Here is a 15,821-nt window from a genome sequence, read left to right as displayed (position 1 = left end):
ATAATGAAAAAATTTAATATTGTACTCGCACTGGTCTTAGGTGGCTTGGTGAGTCTCTCTGCTCAAGCGATCGAGCAGCGTGCTTGGCATAAAGAGGTGATCGGTAAAGATTGTAAGATGTGCCATGACAAGGGGATTAAGCAGTTCCCGTCTGATCAAGCTTGTTTGCAGTGTCACGATGTGGACGACCTAGCCGAGCAAACGGCACGCAGTGAAGAGGATAAGTGGCAGAATCCACATAATAACCTGCACTATGGCAAAGACTTACCTTGCCAAGAGTGTCATGGCGAGCATAAAGCTAAAAAGCCATTATGCAGCAACTGTCATACCTTCAAGTTTGATAAGCACCAAGAGTAATATTGGCCCAGTGACTCATTGAAACATGGGTCACTGTTCTATCTCTATTCCCCCCAATAATTTTGGGTCGCAGCACAGAGAGTATTCTCCTGGTAAGCTGTTACTTTCTGAGGGGGAAATCGCAGTGTGACTCCAGCAGCGATGATGTTAAAGTTAATTAAGCCTCTTGGTCATTTCCTTGCCTAAGAGGCTTTTTCTTTGTCTAAACGATGCCAATAGTGGTTGCTTGCTAGTGATCGCATGCCTCTGCCAAGTTTTCAACATTGGCCTTAATTAGGGTAATAAGTTGCAGCGTGGCATCGGTTTGGGTGTCAGGGTTGAGGTACAGAGCCTCATTGAACACTGGCAACACGGGTAGGCCGTGTTCGAGAGGATCTAATATCTGCATATTATCGTTGATACGAAACTCGGCAATAGGCGCGATAGTCAGATCGTTCTCTACCGCCATGCACAAGGCTTGTGGCGAGGGCGTTGATAACAATACATTGATAGGCCGCATGGTGAGCTGATGATTGGCAAAAACCTGTGCCCGGATGGGGCAATTTTCGGGGTACAGTGCCATCGGAATCGTCGCTCGTTTATGGGCATTACCATTTTTAGCGGCGGCCCAATGAAATCGACGCTCAAATAGCAGCTCACCTTGAACGGGTGGCTGCCAGTGTGTAGCGACGATGAGATCAAACTCCCCTTGTTGCAGGCGTTTATACAGGTTGCCACTGACATCGGTATCGATGACCAGTTCTATGCAGGTAAATTCGCGAATAAACTCGAGCAAACAACTGCTGAGGTAGCGCTTAATATAATCGGTCGGCACCCCAAGGCGAATAATTTCACGGTTTTGGCACTCTTTAAGCTCATCCAACGCCTGCGAGTTGAGCTGCATCATCTTGTAAGCGTAGTTGAGTAAGGTATTGCCCGACTCAGTGAGGGTGACTCCTTTGTTATCGCGCAGCAATAGTGGCTGGCCGACACTCTCTTCCAGTTTTTTAATCTGTAGGCTTAAGGTTGACTGGGTGCGGCAGATCTTATCGGCAGCTTTAGACAAGTTGCCGCATTCCGCCACCGCGATAAAGCTCTCGAGTAATTCGATTTTTAACATGGGGTATTGGCTTTGCTCATAGTGGTATCAGTATTACTCAATATCGAGTTGCCATAAACACTGTTATCGTTTGATTGTGAAGTTGCAATGTTTATGTTTGTCGAAATGTGATGGGGTCGCTATGAGTAGCTGGGAACAAAGAGAGGATTATCTTGTTGAGGTTGCACAGCGCAGCCTTAGGGGGCATCAGAGCTTTGATTTGTGTCGCTCTCATCTGGTTGCTGCGAGTCAGATATCCAAGGGTACCATCTATAACCATTTCACCACAGAGGCAGATTTAGTGGTGGCAGTGGCTTGTGCTCAATACCAAGATTGGTTGCTCGCGGCCGAGCGTGACCAACAACAATATAGCGATCCCTTTGAATGCTATCTGTTTCATCACTGCCAGCGCCTACATGATGTGTTAGCTCAAAAGCGTTTTGTGATAGAGCGAATGATGCCTAATCAAGAGTTATTACAGCAAGCCTCTGAGGTTTATCGGCATCGATTTAATGATTTGCTTGAGCAATATTGCCATTGGAATCAAAGTACGATTTTGGCTGTTGGTGAGCGGCCGGGGTTCGATCGTTATGAATTGGTTAAGAACTATATTCGTGGCACCATGATCAACAGCGATGATGGCACCAAGGCATGTGACGATGTACAGACCTATTATCAGTTTAGCTACGCATTGAGCCAACTAATGGGGCACTCGAACAAGCGGATCCCCACTAAACAACAATTTACCGACTGGCTTGCGCAGCTACATGAGCAAGCGACTAGGTCGGCAGCTTGATGGTGACTTTTAAGCCGTGAGGCGCAACATTGCTCGCGCTGATCTCTCCTTTATGGGCATCAATGGCTGCCTTAGCGATTGCCATGCCTAACCCCCAGCCCCCCGATTCGCGCTCTCTGGCCGATTGTGGTCGATAGAAGGGATCGAACACTGTCTGTAAATCGCTTTCTAACTCAATCCCTGGGCCATCATCAATAATCTCAATGCATACATGGTCCCAGTGTAAACTCGCGCAGATACTCACCTGTTTTTCAGCGTAACGTATGGCATTTCGCAGCAGGTTTTCAATTGCGCGCGCTAATGGCCTTGGGGTAATAGGTAGGCAGAGCTGTTCGTCGATATCGATCAATAGACGTTTATTTTGTTGCTCGGCTTCAAATTCGGCATCATCTAATACCTGGCCTAAGGTTTCATTGAGCGATAGTAGGTGCCGATTCTCCGCTAGGTTGAGCTTAACCCGCGACAGCTCCAGCAGTTCGGCAATCATGGCCTCGAGTTGCTGTGCTTCATAGCCAATGCGCTCCAGTTCTGTCGAATCTTGACCACGCTTGCGGGCTAAGGCTAAGGCAAGTTGTAAGCGCGTTAGCGGTGTGCGTAGCTCATGCGACATGTCGCTAATGAGTCGTTGTTGGCAGTTGACCATAGACTCGATTGAACCTGCCATGGCATTAAATGCCACGGCGAGCTGGCCTATTTCATCTTTGCGTGCGGTGGTGCTGTTATCGGCGCGATGGCTTAACTCGCCTTTGGCTACGGCTTCGGCACTCTCTTTTAAGGCCCGAAGCGGTTTGCCTAGATGCCACGCTAATAGGCCACATAATAGGCCCGATAACACAATGGCAAGCACTAGGGTGAAGATGATGTTATCGGCGAAGAAAATAAACCAAGGCCGGGGGCGCACCTCAGCCATTCGGCCATAGAGGCTAAATTTACTGCCATTGACACTAAACTCATGGGGGCCAAAAAAAATCTCACTCTTAAATTGATGGCTTATGGGGCGTGCGGCCTCTTCTGCCAATAACATAAAGCGCCGCATGCCGCGAGAGACTCGCTCGGTATTGACCACTTGGCCTTGCTCATTCACCAGGTAGAAACGCACCGGTTTATGTCCCATCTCTTTTATGCGATGCCAACGTTGGTCACGCTCGGAGGTGATGACCTCTGGGTGAGTTTGAATATGATTGGCCACGCGTTCAAGTAGCTCTTGTAGGCGAGGGGTCATGCGAGTTTCATCGTGATTTTGCTGCAATAATGGCAGCAGGCCAACAATGGCAATGATTAAACTGCTACACAGCCAAAAGCTGAGTAACAGTTTGATAAAAATACGGTTGGGGAGACTACTGAGCTTCATTTAAGTTAACCAGATATACCCTTTGCCACGCAGGGTTTTGATCCTTGGGCGGCCGTCGGCACGCTCGGGGATTTTTTTGCGTAAGTTAGATAAGTGCATATCTAGGCTGCGATCGAAGGGCATCAGTTTTTTGCCGAGCACCTGTTCGCTCAGTGTTTCTTTAGTTATCACCTCGCCATTATGTTGGATCATGTAATACAGCAGGCTGAACTCGGTGCCCGTGAGGATTAACAGCTGGTCTTGGCATGTCACTTCTTGGCGGCTGGGGTCGAGTTTAATGTCGGCAAATTCAATGATGCCGGGCAGCTGTTCATCTGCTTGATGGTTGGTGCGGCGAATAATCGCCTTGATGCGTGCGACGAGTTCGCGGTCATTAAAAGGCTTTGGCAAATAGTCGTCAGCGCCAATTTCGAGCCCGACCACTCGGTCTATTTCATCACCGCGGGCGGTGAGCATTAACACGGGAGTTTGTTTCTTGGCCCGTAGCGCCTTAAGCACTTCAAAGCCGTTGAGTTTAGGCAACATGACATCTAATAGGATTAAGTCAAACTCTTGCTCCAGCGCGAGGTTAAGACCCGACTGACCATCGTTTGCCACGGTTAAGCTGAATCCTTCTAGCTCTAAAAACTGCACTAGCAGTTCGGCTAGACCTAAATCATCGTCAACTAACAATATGTGATTCATATGCGCCTTAATCTCTGTTGAATATTGATACACAGCTAACCGCCTGAGTATACCCGTTTGGGTGTCAATTGCAGTCTACCAATGTAAGTCTACGTAAAGGGGCTGATGCAGGCTATTTTAGCGTAACAGCGCAATAACTTTACAGAGGTTTACCTTGCTGTCGAGCAGCATTACATTGCAGGGCGTACACTATTGATGTTGGAACTCTGTTTGAGTTTAATTGATCATTCACTCGCAATAGCGTGTAAGAGGCAGACTATGAATAAGTTAACCCTAAAATCTGGATTATTGGCACTAATGACCACGGCCACTTTATTGTCATCAGCGGCGTTTGCCGAACCTCCAGCTAGTGATGCAGCGCCGTATCATCACAAGATGCACGGCGAATATCGAGCGCATCATGGTGGTATGCATAAACTCTTTCGTGGTTTGGATTTAACTGAAGAGCAGCGTGGCCAAGTTAAACAGATAATGCAGCAACATAGAGATACCATGAAGCAAAATCGTCCTTCAATCGAAGAGCGTCAGGTTCGTCAGGCGAAAATGTTAGATCTGCTGAGTGCAGATAGCTTTAACGAGAGCGAGGCGGTCGCGTTAGTACAAGCGAAACAGCAACAACGTCAAAATGCGGCCATCGCTAAGTTAAAAGTACAGCATGATATCTATCAGATGCTTACGCCAGAACAGCAGGCGACATTTAAAGCTAACCTAGCTAAAGGGATGGGACGTAAAGGAGATCGCCGCTAAGCATTAACTAAGTTACAATGGGTCATGTTTCTTCCCCTACTTTACTCAGTAGTAATGTGACCCTATGAAAGACACTTCTCAATACGATTTTTGGGTGAAGCTGGCGAGCCGCGCCGCTGTGGCAACAGCTTTCACCCTTATTATTATCAAGCTTACAGCCTGGATGTACTCAGGTTCTGCCAGTATGCTGGCCTCGCTCACCGACTCATTTGCTGATGCGTTAGCTTCAATCGTTAACTTTATCGCGATACGTTATGCCATTGTGCCTGCCGATAAAGATCATCGCTATGGTCATGGTAAGGCAGAGCCTTTGGCGGCATTAGCACAGTCGGCATTTATTATGGGATCGGCTTTTTTACTCCTGTTTCATGGTGGCGATCGCCTCATCAACCCCACGCCAGTCAATCATGCCACTATGGGGATCATTGTCTCGGTTATCGCTATAGTGCTAACTTTTGCCTTGGTGATGTTGCAAAAACGTGCGGTAGCGGCAACCTCTAGTACCGTTGTAGAGGCCGACGCACTGCATTATAAGTCGGATTTACTCCTCAACTCGGCGGTATTGCTTGCCTTGGTATTATCACAATTTGGCTGGTGGTGGGCCGATGGCTTATTTGCCATACTGATCGCGCTATTTATTGGTCGCCAAGCGTTAGACCTAGGTTATCGCTCGGCGCAGTCACTGCTCGATAGAGAACTTGATGCCGATAAGAAGCTCCTTATCGTACAAGCCCTAGAGCAAGATCCACGTATTAATGGTTTCCATGACTTACGTACGCGCGAGTCGGGCAAGACCACCTTCGTGCAGTGTCATTTAGAGCTCGATGGTCAACTGAGTCTGCATGAGGCCCATGCTATTGCCGATGCGGCTGAGGCTAGGGTGCGTAAGCTGTTTGAAGATGTGGAAGTACTGATCCACCAAGACCCCATTTAAGGTCAGTGTCTTGCCTTTACATAAGCCGCCCATTGGGCGGTTTATTATTAACCGGTATCGTTTAACGGTCGATATTGCTTGGTTGAGAGGGTGACGGTGCTGCTTGTTGCGCTTGCTGGCTCAAGTGTAACAATGCCGCAGCAGCAGGCGTAAGAGGCAGATCTTTACGCCAAATTAAGGCTAAATCCCAAGTCAAATTAGGTATTATGGGTTTAAACACTAAGCGGCTATTGCTGAGGCGAGCGCAGATAGGCTCGGGAAGAATGGCCACTCCCATATCGGCTTCAACCATAGTGGCTAAAAAATCCCATTGGCCGCTGCGAAAAGCGATATTCAACTGCACCCCTGCCTTGGTACTAAGCCGCCTGATCAGTTTTGCCAGCGAGAAATCTTCGTTATACAAGATAAAGGGAAAGGCTTCAAAGTCTTGCCAAGTGATCGCGGCTTTATCTGCCAGCACATGGCCTTCGGGGAGGCAGGCGAGCAGAGGGTAACGTGTCAAGGGGTGATGAGCGAGCTCGGTCTCATGTGTCGTGGGCAGCGCGGTAAAAGTAATATCTAAGCTGTTGTTAAGCAGAGCTTGTTCGCAACCAAAACCGCCGTACTCATACATTTGTAACTCGATTCCCGGGTAACGCTGTCGAAAGTCGGTCAGTAAGCCGATCAGCAGGCTACTCATCATGGGGCATACCCCTAAGCGTAAATGTCCCGATTTTAGCCCACTTAAATTGGTTAAATCTTCCTGTAATCTGTGCCACTGACCGAGGATTTCTCGGGCGCTACGCTCCAGTAGTATACCAGCCTGAGTGAGTTCAACTTTTTGATTATTACGATGCAGTAACTGTTGGCCTAGGTTGTCTTCGAGGCGCTGGATGATTTTACTGAGCGTCGGTTGGGTGATAAAGCACTTTTCGGCGGCGCGGGTAAAATTCGCGCTTTCAACTAAGGTTAAATAATACTGTAACGTCTTGATTGGTATATTCATTCTTTTTTGGCATTCATGGCATGGTATATATTCATTTTACTAATAGATGCCAGCATATTACTTTGAACTGGTCAGCAAAAATGGAGCAAGATAATGAAATTTAGTAAAAATTTATGGGTAGGCGCCTTATGGCAAGCGGCAATGCCTGTCGAGGCCTGTGAGTGTGATAAGACACCTGAGTCATCGGCATCTGTGGTAAGCAATGCGCCTACCGAAGAGCTACAACATAGCCCAGCCTAAGCTGGGCTTTTTATTATTTGGCGGTAGCTAATATGGGGCTAGTCCATCTCTAAGTCTTTTAGTTTACGGGTTAATGTATTCCTCCCCCAGCCTAAACGCTTAGCCGCTTCCTGTTTGTGTCCGTTGGTATGTTTGAGTGCCGTTTCGAGTAAGATGCGCTCAAAAGCTGGTTGGATCTCGGTGAGTAAGTCGCTATCCCCTGCGCTTAACCGTTTATCTATCCACTGGGTTAAGGCTTGCTGCCATGAGCCCCCAGATCCTGCCGCGCTATGGTGACTGATTACGGGGGTTAATAATTCCGGTGGTAAGTCTTGGGGTAAAATCTCTTGTCCCGATGCCATCACCATTAGCCAGCGACAGGTGTTTTCTAATTGGCGTACATTACCTGGCCAAGGTAGGCTAGCTAATAGCTCTGCGGTCGCTTGGGTGAGTACCTTGGGTTCTACACTGATCTCTTTGGCCGCAGTGGCTAAAAAGTGGCGTGCTAACTGGGGAATATCTTGTCGGCGTTGTGATAGCGGCGGCAGATGCACGCGGATCACGTTTAAGCGATGAAATAGATCCTCGCGAAACTCCCCCTTACTCACTTGTTCCTCCAAGTTTTGGTGAGTCGCGGCGATGATCCGCACATCAACCTGCACGGGCGAGTGGCCACCAATACGGTAAAATTGACCATCGGCCAACACCCTGAGCAACCGCGTCTGGACATCCAGTGGCATGTCGCCAATCTCATCGAGAAATAAGGTGCCACCGTCGGCTTGCTCGAAGCGGCCTTGGCGAACGCTTGCCGCACCAGTAAAGGCTCCCTTTTCATGACCAAATAGCTCAGATTCAATCAACTCTTTAGGAATGGCGGCCATATTGAGCGCAATAAAGGGTTTGTCTTTACGTGGGCTATGTTTATGCAACGCACCAGCGACCAGCTCTTTACCTGTGCCCGACTGACCATTGATTAAGACACTGATCGAGGAGCGCGATAGTCGACCGATGGCGCGAAACACCTCCTGCATGGCAGGGGCTTCACCGATAATTTCTGGCGCCTTTACTTCTGGCTCTGGTTTAGCTTTAGGCGACTGCTCCTTGGCATGATTGAGCGCGCGTTCGACTAAACCAATCACCTCATCGATATCGAAAGGTTTGGGCAGGTATTCGAATGCGCCAGCCTGGTAGGCGCTAACAGCGCTGTCGAGATCGGAGTGCGCTGTCATGATCAACACCGGAATATGCGGGTAATGCAGCTGTAAACGCTCCAGCAACGTCAAGCCGTCGGTGCCCGGCATTCTAATGTCTGAAATGATCACTTGAGGCTGTGCCTGCTCTAGTGCTTGCCAGAGTGATTCGGCCGCAGCAAAGCTCGCACAGCTAATTTTGGCCCCTTTTAAGGCACGCTCTACGACCCAGCGTATGGAGCTGTCATCATCGAGAACCCACACTTTTTCTGTCATACGCTTACTCTCTTAAGTTGAATACTCATTATGTGGCGTCACGCGCGTGTCTCTAACTGATTGGGCACAGTTTAGCCTTTGACCGGCAGTAAAATGGTGAACTCGGTTTGCCCTGGAACCGATGCACAATCAATGCGCCCGCCGTGTAATCTGGCAAAGTTATGGGCTATGGAGAGCCCTAGCCCCGAGCCATGTTCGCGGCCCGTGACCATAGGATAAAACAGGGTGTCCATTAGCTCAGGCTTGATGCCGGGGCCGTTGTCTATGATAGATAAAGCCAGCACCAGTTTGTGTCTGAGAGTTCCTATGGTGACCTGGTGCTGAGTGCGCGTTTTAATGCGGATCTCGCCGCCAGTTTCTAATGCTTGTATCGCATTTTGCACAATATTGAGCACCGCCTGTTGTAGTTGCTCTTGATCCATTTCGATATCGGGAATAGATGGATCATAATCTTGGATCAAATGGATAGTGCTGGGTAAGGTGACCTGCACCAGTTTCAGCACTTTTTGGATCACTTCATGGATATTATGTAGGCTGTGCTGTGTCGGTTTTTGTGGCCCTAACAGTCGGTCGACCAAGTTACGCAACCTATCGGCTTGCTCAATAATCAGATCGGTAAATTCGCGCTGCTCATCATCTTTTAACTCGCGAGCGAGTAATTGCGCTGCGCCGCGTAGACCACCGAGTGGATTTTTAATCTCATGGGCTAAATTACGCACCAGATACTGCGCGGCTTGTTGCTGGGCATCTAAGGTTAACTGCTGGTGGATGCGTCGTTGTTGATCCACCTGACGCAACTCTAACAAGCCTTGAGGGGTGCCATTGTCAGCTTCGATGGGAGTTAGGGTGAGGTCGAGGATATGCGCGTGACCATCTAAGGTGGTGATATTAGCACTATTGACCGTGAGCCCTTGGTGCTGTTCTATGGCGCTCATCAGCAGTTGAGTGTCGACACTCAGCTCCTGATAGCAATCGCCTAGGCTATGTTCTGTGAGTCGGTGACAACCTAAGCCTAATAGTTGCTCCGCTGCACTGTTGGCATAGCAGAGTGTTAGGTCGTGATTTATCACTATGACCGCAGTCACTAGGTTGTTGAGCAAAGGGTCTGTGTGCATTTACGACTCCCTGAAATAGATCGCACCAACATGGTGCACCAATTTGGTGCATGGTGCAAGCTAGCTTCATCGAGACGAATAATGTTGAAATATGCGCTAAGCCAATAAAAAATAATTAATTAATATTTATTGGCCGCCAGCGGGTTTAGGCTTTGGTATCGCGTTGACCCTAGCTCGATGAAGAAATACGGTTCTTGGAGGAGTAGATGCAAGTTGTTTGCCGTTTTGTGCTAACGCCTTAATTTCAAAAATATGTTCACCGCGATCGACGTTCTCTAGGTTAAATACAGCTGTAGTTTGCGCTGGACCTATTACTTTGCCATCCATTAGCAGCACTAACACATGGTTGCTGGCAAGATCGGGGCTTATCGAGCCAATAATGGTGATGTTACCGTTATTATCGCGAATGGTTTCCTCTTCCGATGGACTACTGATCCGCATCTGATAGCTTGGCATATCGACTGGATCAGGTTGCTTGCTTCCTGACTCTCGTACCACCACTGGCGGCAACTTAATTTGATTTTGGGTGTTTTCTTTAAGTTCGACCGCTTGGGCATTTTCCATCGGACTGTCGGAGTAGTGAACCTTGCCGTCTTTATCGACCCACTTATAAATGGTCGCCTGGGCGAACGCTGTTAGAAGTAGTAAGGTCAAAAGTAGTAGCGTGCGCATAAGCGATCCTTTGTTATACGATGGTATCTTGCTTAGATTAGTCTGTTTTTGCATAAAAATCATCGCGTAAATTGCCCGCATGGCACTGTCGAGATGTGTGGTGAGCAAGAGTTGTGATTAAGGTCAGCCGCCATTCACGGCCGACCTCAACAGGTGGTATGGCGCTAATAGGCCTAGCGGGAGAGGGTGTTGGCTGTCCACTCGGCGCGACTACGTAATTAGCGGCTTAATCTAGGTATTGGCAACAATATTGAGCAATATCATGGGCGCGCATGGTAAAACTCACCTCGGCTGCCAGCTGAAATTGGCTGCCTGCAGAAAAGCTTTGCCATGTATCACTGCCAGGAAGTAACACTGATAAGGTGCCATCGAGCACGTGCATGATTTCACCCACGGCAGTGCTAAATTCATATTCGCCGGGTAACACCACGCCTAATGTTTGTTTACTGCCATCACTGAAAGTGACTGTGCGGCTCATCACTTTGCCATCGAAGTAAACATTAGCCAGCTTATCTACTGAAACCTGTTGAAATTGACTCATATATTCATCCTTAAAAAATATCGATAGGTGAATATATAGTTAACAAATGAAAATATCTATTCTTAAATGTTGGTGTCGTAATATCGATCTGTATGGAGTTGGTGTTGATTACTGCCTGGCAATGACCTGCTCGATAAAGGCTTGCATAATGGCACTATTGGCCAAAACACGTTGATCGAAATTCTGTTTACCCGGCGTTTCGCTGCATACGCCAACATTGGCACCTAAGCGGACCAAAAAGGCTTCAAATGAGAGGTCGAAATGGTTAAAAATAATGCCATCTTTTACTGGGCAATCATCGATAAAACCATCAGGAGCAATAGGGAAAAATTCACCTAGAGTGTCACGTAGTGTGCGGCTGAAATGGCCTGGAGTTTGGTTAGCTTCAAACGAATAGATATAAGTATCGTTTTGCAGCACATCTTCGTGGCAAGTTAAAATACCTTCTTTACTGGCCGCCTGTAATAACTGCGAATGTTCAAGCAGTATTTTACCTTCAGCAGAGGTGTCATCATTACTTTTGCCGCGACCATTGTCGACCAAAAAACCTCGATTAGGATTTTGACCTAACTTATTGAATCTATGGCCGCGCTTGAATCCTGTTGGGTTGACAAGTGGCAGTAGACTAAGGTTGATGCGTTGAAAGAGTTCGGGTTCTAACTCATTGAGGAAATGTAACATTCCCCAAGGGCCTGCGGCTTCTTCACCGTGAAATCCTGCGCTAATTAACAGTGAGGGTTGCCCCGATTTTTGTGCCGGAGATTGGTACAGATTCAGTGGGTAGCGTCCCGCGTCGCCAAGCTTGCGCTCCAGTAAACCTAATCGAGTGACTTGCTCTTTTAAGCTCGTATAAAAGGTGCTGATATCGTTACTTTCGCAACTAAAAATATCGCTCTTCCAAGTGTAACTGGCAAACGGATCTCGGCTAGACATAATTGATTCTACTGTAAATTAACGGCCTGCTCATCATAGCAGTTTACCCATAAAGATAAATCATTTTAAAGCAGATTAAAGTCTAATGACTGATAGTCTAATTAGGCTGGGATGTGGCCTGCAAAGATGGATAAGAATTAAGGCATTAAAGTCTACTGCCTATGTTGTCTGGCGACTAATTCAGTGTATTGCGAAGAATGCATTTTTAAGCATTAATTGTGTTGGTGGCTGTGTGAATGCGCCATAGCAATATAAATAAAAAAACCGCCTATGTAAGGCGGTTTTATTATCTGCAGCGCAGATTACAAGCTGTAGTAAAGCTCGAATTCAACAGGGTGAGTCGTGCGCGCTACCCGCTCTGCTTCACCTTTCTTCAATGCGATATATGAATCGATGAAGTCATTACTAAATACGCCACCTTTAGTAAGGAACTCACGGTCAGCATCGAGGTTTTCGAGTGCATTTTCCAGTGAGGTTGCCACTTGTGGGATCTCAGCGGCTTCTTCTGCAGGTAGATCGTACAGATCTTTATCCATCGCTTCGCCTGGGTGGATCTTGTTTTGAATACCGTCAAGACCGGCCATTAGAAGCGCAGCAAAACCTAAGTATGGGTTTGCATGTGGATCGGGGAAGCGTGCTTCGATACGGCGCGCTTTCGGGCTTGGTACCACAGGGATACGGATAGAAGCAGAGCGGTTACGTGCAGAGTATGCAAGCATAACTGGTGCTTCAAAATGTGGCACCAAACGCTTGTAAGAGTTAGTGCTTGGGTTGGTGAAAGCATTCAGTGCGCGAGCGTGCTTGATGATACCACCAATATAATACAAAGCGGTTTCACTCAATCCGCCATACTTGTCACCAGCAAATAGGTTAACACCGTCTTTAGCTAGTGATTGATGTACATGCATACCGCTACCGTTGTCGCCAACAATTGGCTTAGGCATAAAGGTGGCTGTTTTGCCATAAGCATGCGCCATGTTGTGCACAACATACTTAAGGATCTGAATTTCATCGGCCTTTTTTGTTAGCGTGTTGAAACGTGTGGCAATTTCGTTTTGACCCGCAGTCGCCACTTCGTGGTGATGTGCTTCAACGACTTGGCCCATCTCTTCAAGCACTAGACACATAGCGCTACGCAGGTCTTGTGAAGAGTCAACTGGTGCTACTGGGAAATAACCGCCTTTTACAAATGGACGGTGACCTGTGTTGCCATCTTCATAATGGGTACCAGAGTTCCAAGCCGCTTCTTTGGCATCAAGCTTGACGAAACAACCTGACATGTCGGTGCCAAATTTTACATCATCAAATAGGAAGAATTCTGGTTCTGGGCCAATCAATACGGTATCGGCGATTCCCGTAGAGACGAGATACTCTTCTGCTTTCTTGGCAATAGAGCGTGGGTCGCGGTCATAACCTGTCATGGTGCCAGGCTCAAGAATGTCACAGCGGATAAGTGCAGTGGTTTCTTCTGTAAAAGGATCTAATACAAAAGTGGTTGGATCTGGCATCAATACCATGTCTGATTCGTTAATGCCTTTCCAACCTGCGATTGAAGAGCCATCAAACATCTTGCCGTCTTCGAAGAAATCGGCATCAACTTGGTGATGCGGAATAGAAACGTGCTGCTCTTTACCTTTGGTATCGGTAAAACGCAAATCAACAAATTTGACTTCAAGTTCTGCTATTTGTTGTAAAACTGATTCTGCTGACATTCTTAAATCTCCGTGTAGGGTAGAGGGGATGCCCTTCTTATAACATTCAACTTACGCTTAACGCGGTACTGACCAAGATAAAGCGAGACTCGTGCCAATATTTTAAGCTGTTGAATAATAAAGGGATGCAAATAAGTGGAAGGAGTGGTGTAATCTGGCCTGCACCATATTGGTGCGTCCCTTGCCTTTTTATGGTGCATTCACCATCTTGGTGCGCACTGTGATGATCATGATTATTCATAGCTGACTAAAAAATAATCCTGTGCGAGAGTCCTCGTCTAGAGTAGAATGGCACGTTTTTTATTGCAATAGCTATTATTGAAGCTGTTAGTAATACCCTATTTTTTTGATGGTAAGAGGTTTATTTGTGTTAGAGAATTTACGTAACATCGCCATTATTGCACACGTTGACCATGGTAAAACTACCCTTGTTGATAAGTTGCTGGCACAGTCTGGAACCCTGGAGTCTCGGGGAGAAGCCGCTGAGCGGGTGATGGATTCGAACGACATCGAAAAGGAACGTGGCATCACGATCCTTGCAAAGAATACTGCCATCAAGTGGAACGATTACCGTATCAACATCGTTGACACCCCTGGCCACGCCGACTTCGGTGGTGAAGTTGAGCGTGTTCTTTCGATGGTTGACTGTGTATTGCTACTGGTTGATGCGGTTGATGGCCCAATGCCACAGACGCGTTTCGTCACCAAAAAAGCATTCGCACAAGGCTTAAAGCCAATCGTTGTTATCAACAAAATTGACCGTCCAGGTGCTCGCCCTGATTGGGTTATCGACCAAGTATTCGATCTATTCGACAACTTAGGTGCGACTGATGAGCAACTAGACTTCCCAATCGTTTACGCATCTGCGTTAAACGGTTACGCAACTTTAGATCCAGACGAAGAGGGTGTCGACATGACGCCACTGTTTGAAACTATCGTTGAAAAAGTATCATTCCCAGATGCTGACTCGGAAGGTGACTTCCAGATGCAGATCTCGCAACTTGATTACAACTCATATGTAGGTGTTATCGGTGTAGGTCGTATCAAGCGTGGTAGCGTTAAGACTAACCAACAAGTCACTGTCGTTGGTGCTGATGGTAAGACACGCAATGGTAAAGTCGGCCAAGTATTAGGTTACATGGGTCTAGACCGTACCGAAGTTGAAATTGCTAACGCTGGTGACATCGTAGCAATCACTGGTCTTGGTGAGCTTAAGATCTCTGACACTATCTGTGCAGTAGGCGCTGTAGAAGCACTACCACCACTGTCAGTTGATGAGCCAACATTGACCATGACTTTCCAAGTCAACACCTCTCCATTTGCTGGTAAAGAAGGTAAGTACGTGACTTCACGTAACATCCTTGAGCGTCTACAGCAGGAATTAGTGCATAACGTTGCACTGCGTGTTGAAGAAACTGAAAGCCCAGATCGTTTCCGCGTATCGGGCCGTGGTGAGCTTCACCTGTCAATCTTGATTGAAAACATGCGTCGTGAAGGTTACGAGTTAGCCGTTTCGCGTCCAGAAGTGATCATGAAAGAGATCGATGGCGTGATGTGTGAACCGTTCGAAACCGTAACCGTTGACGTTGAAGAAGAACATCAAGGCGGCGTTATCGAGAAGCTAGGTACCCGTAAAGCTGAAATGAAAGATATGCAGCTTGACGGTAAAGGCCGTGTGCGTATCGATTTCGTGATTCCAAGCCGTGGTCTAATCGGTTTCCAAACTGAGTTCTTAACAGCCACTTCTGGTACCGGTCTGATTTACCACACTTTTGATCACTATGGTCCATTTAAAGGTGGCGATATTGGTCAACGCGCTAACGGCGTATTGATCTCTAACGCAACAGGTAAGGCGTTAACCTTCGCACTATTTGGTTTACAAGATCGTGGTCGCCTGTTTATTGGCCACGCGGCCGAAGTATATGAAGGCCAAGTCGTTGGTATTCATGCGCGTGCTAACGACCTTACAGTGAACTGTTTGAAAGGTAAGCAGCTAACCAACATGCGTGCATCGGGTACCGATGAAGCACAAGTACTGACTCCACCGATCAACTTAAGCCTTGAGCAGGCGCTTGAATTTATCGATGATGATGAATTAGTTGAAGTAACGCCGCAGAGCATCCGTGTTCGTAAGCGTTTCTTGACAGAAAACGAGCGTAAGCGCCACAACCGTGGTTCAAAAGACGCTTCTTAAGCCTGTGCTAGCACTTACGAGTCGCTAGCCCTTAAGC

General features: G+C 47.4%; 16 protein-coding genes. 6 read left to right on the top strand and 10 right to left on the bottom strand.

Annotation, left to right across the window (positions count from 1 at the left end; genetic code table 11):
* Positions 1 to 3 precede the first annotated feature (3 nt).
* Entirely contained in the window at positions 4 to 357 is a 354-nt protein-coding gene (gene ardB, locus AC5YBZ_RS16335) for an acrylate reductase cytochrome subunit ArdB (protein WP_494543203.1), read from the top strand.
* 229 nt (positions 358 to 586) lie between these two features.
* On the opposite strand, the gene AC5YBZ_RS16330 is transcribed toward ardB, so the two are convergent.
* Positions 587 to 1,456, bottom strand: a complete 870-nt coding sequence (locus AC5YBZ_RS16330; RefSeq protein WP_494543202.1) for a LysR family transcriptional regulator — start codon at positions 1,454 to 1,456, stop codon at positions 587 to 589.
* A gap of 121 nt (positions 1,457 to 1,577) precedes the next feature.
* Between AC5YBZ_RS16330 and AC5YBZ_RS16325 the strand changes: the two genes are divergently transcribed.
* Entirely contained in the window at positions 1,578 to 2,231 is a 654-nt protein-coding gene (locus AC5YBZ_RS16325; RefSeq protein WP_494520660.1) for a TetR/AcrR family transcriptional regulator, read from the top strand.
* Here AC5YBZ_RS16325 and AC5YBZ_RS16320 read toward each other — a convergent pair.
* Positions 2,215 to 3,582 (bottom strand): ATP-binding protein, encoded by a 1,368-nt coding sequence (locus AC5YBZ_RS16320; RefSeq protein WP_494524072.1) that lies wholly within the window; start codon positions 3,580 to 3,582, stop codon positions 2,215 to 2,217. The two genes, AC5YBZ_RS16325 and AC5YBZ_RS16320, sit on opposite strands and share 17 nt — an antisense overlap.
* Positions 3,583 to 4,266, bottom strand: coding sequence for a response regulator (locus AC5YBZ_RS16315; protein WP_494520662.1), 684 nt, complete (start codon positions 4,264 to 4,266; stop codon positions 3,583 to 3,585).
* A 258-nt stretch (positions 4,267 to 4,524) separates the two neighbouring features.
* On the opposite strand from AC5YBZ_RS16315, the gene AC5YBZ_RS16310 reads away from it, so the two are divergent.
* Positions 4,525 to 5,013, top strand: a complete 489-nt coding sequence (locus tag AC5YBZ_RS16310) for a Spy/CpxP family protein refolding chaperone (protein WP_494520663.1) — start codon at positions 4,525 to 4,527, stop codon at positions 5,011 to 5,013.
* Between the two features lie 64 nt (positions 5,014 to 5,077).
* A complete protein-coding gene (gene fieF, locus AC5YBZ_RS16305; protein ID WP_494520664.1) occupies positions 5,078 to 5,947 on the top strand; it encodes a cation efflux pump FieF in 870 nt (289 codons plus the stop codon).
* A 61-nt stretch (positions 5,948 to 6,008) separates the two neighbouring features.
* Here fieF and AC5YBZ_RS16300 read toward each other — a convergent pair whose 3' ends face one another.
* The gene (locus AC5YBZ_RS16300) at positions 6,009 to 6,932 is read right to left on the bottom strand and encodes a LysR family transcriptional regulator (protein ID WP_494524071.1); all 924 of its coding nucleotides are present in this window, start codon (positions 6,930 to 6,932) and stop codon (positions 6,009 to 6,011) included.
* Between the two features lie 93 nt (positions 6,933 to 7,025).
* Between AC5YBZ_RS16300 and AC5YBZ_RS16295 the strand changes: the two genes are divergently transcribed.
* Positions 7,026 to 7,172 carry a hypothetical protein gene (locus AC5YBZ_RS16295; RefSeq protein ID WP_494520666.1) on the top strand — a complete coding sequence of 49 codons (147 nt, stop codon included), beginning with the start codon at positions 7,026 to 7,028 and terminating at the stop codon, positions 7,170 to 7,172.
* Positions 7,173 to 7,210: 38 nt separating this feature from the next.
* On the opposite strand, the gene glnG is transcribed toward AC5YBZ_RS16295, so the two are convergent.
* From glnG to glnA, 6 genes are all read right to left on the bottom strand, one after another.
* Positions 7,211 to 8,617 (bottom strand): nitrogen regulation protein NR(I), encoded by a 1,407-nt coding sequence (gene glnG / locus AC5YBZ_RS16290; protein WP_494520667.1) that lies wholly within the window; start codon positions 8,615 to 8,617, stop codon positions 7,211 to 7,213.
* 71 nt (positions 8,618 to 8,688) lie between these two features.
* Positions 8,689 to 9,732, bottom strand: coding sequence for a nitrogen regulation protein NR(II) (glnL, locus tag AC5YBZ_RS16285; protein ID WP_494520668.1), 1,044 nt, complete (start codon positions 9,730 to 9,732; stop codon positions 8,689 to 8,691).
* A gap of 126 nt (positions 9,733 to 9,858) precedes the next feature.
* Complete coding sequence (locus AC5YBZ_RS16280; protein WP_494520669.1) at positions 9,859 to 10,404, bottom strand: DUF4124 domain-containing protein; 546 nt, start codon at positions 10,402 to 10,404, stop codon at positions 9,859 to 9,861.
* Between the two features lie 226 nt (positions 10,405 to 10,630).
* Positions 10,631 to 10,945 carry a pyrimidine/purine nucleoside phosphorylase gene (gene ppnP / locus AC5YBZ_RS16275; protein WP_494543201.1) on the bottom strand — a complete coding sequence of 105 codons (315 nt, stop codon included), beginning with the start codon at positions 10,943 to 10,945 and terminating at the stop codon, positions 10,631 to 10,633.
* A gap of 108 nt (positions 10,946 to 11,053) precedes the next feature.
* The gene (locus AC5YBZ_RS16270) at positions 11,054 to 11,878 is read right to left on the bottom strand and encodes an N-acetyl-ornithine deacetylase (RefSeq protein ID WP_494543200.1); all 825 of its coding nucleotides are present in this window, start codon (positions 11,876 to 11,878) and stop codon (positions 11,054 to 11,056) included.
* 302 nt (positions 11,879 to 12,180) lie between these two features.
* Positions 12,181 to 13,590, bottom strand: coding sequence for a glutamate--ammonia ligase (gene glnA / locus AC5YBZ_RS16265; protein ID WP_475515132.1), 1,410 nt, complete (start codon positions 13,588 to 13,590; stop codon positions 12,181 to 12,183).
* A gap of 367 nt (positions 13,591 to 13,957) precedes the next feature.
* On the opposite strand from glnA, the gene typA reads away from it, so the two are divergent.
* Positions 13,958 to 15,784 carry a translational GTPase TypA gene (gene typA / locus AC5YBZ_RS16260; RefSeq protein ID WP_475515131.1) on the top strand — a complete coding sequence of 609 codons (1,827 nt, stop codon included), beginning with the start codon at positions 13,958 to 13,960 and terminating at the stop codon, positions 15,782 to 15,784.
* Positions 15,785 to 15,821 lie beyond the last annotated feature (37 nt).

The sequence above is a fragment of the Shewanella sp. 553 genome (genome assembly GCF_059338375.1).
The sequence above is the reverse complement of the archived record's forward strand: the minus strand, read 5'-3'. Positions and strand labels throughout refer to the sequence as shown.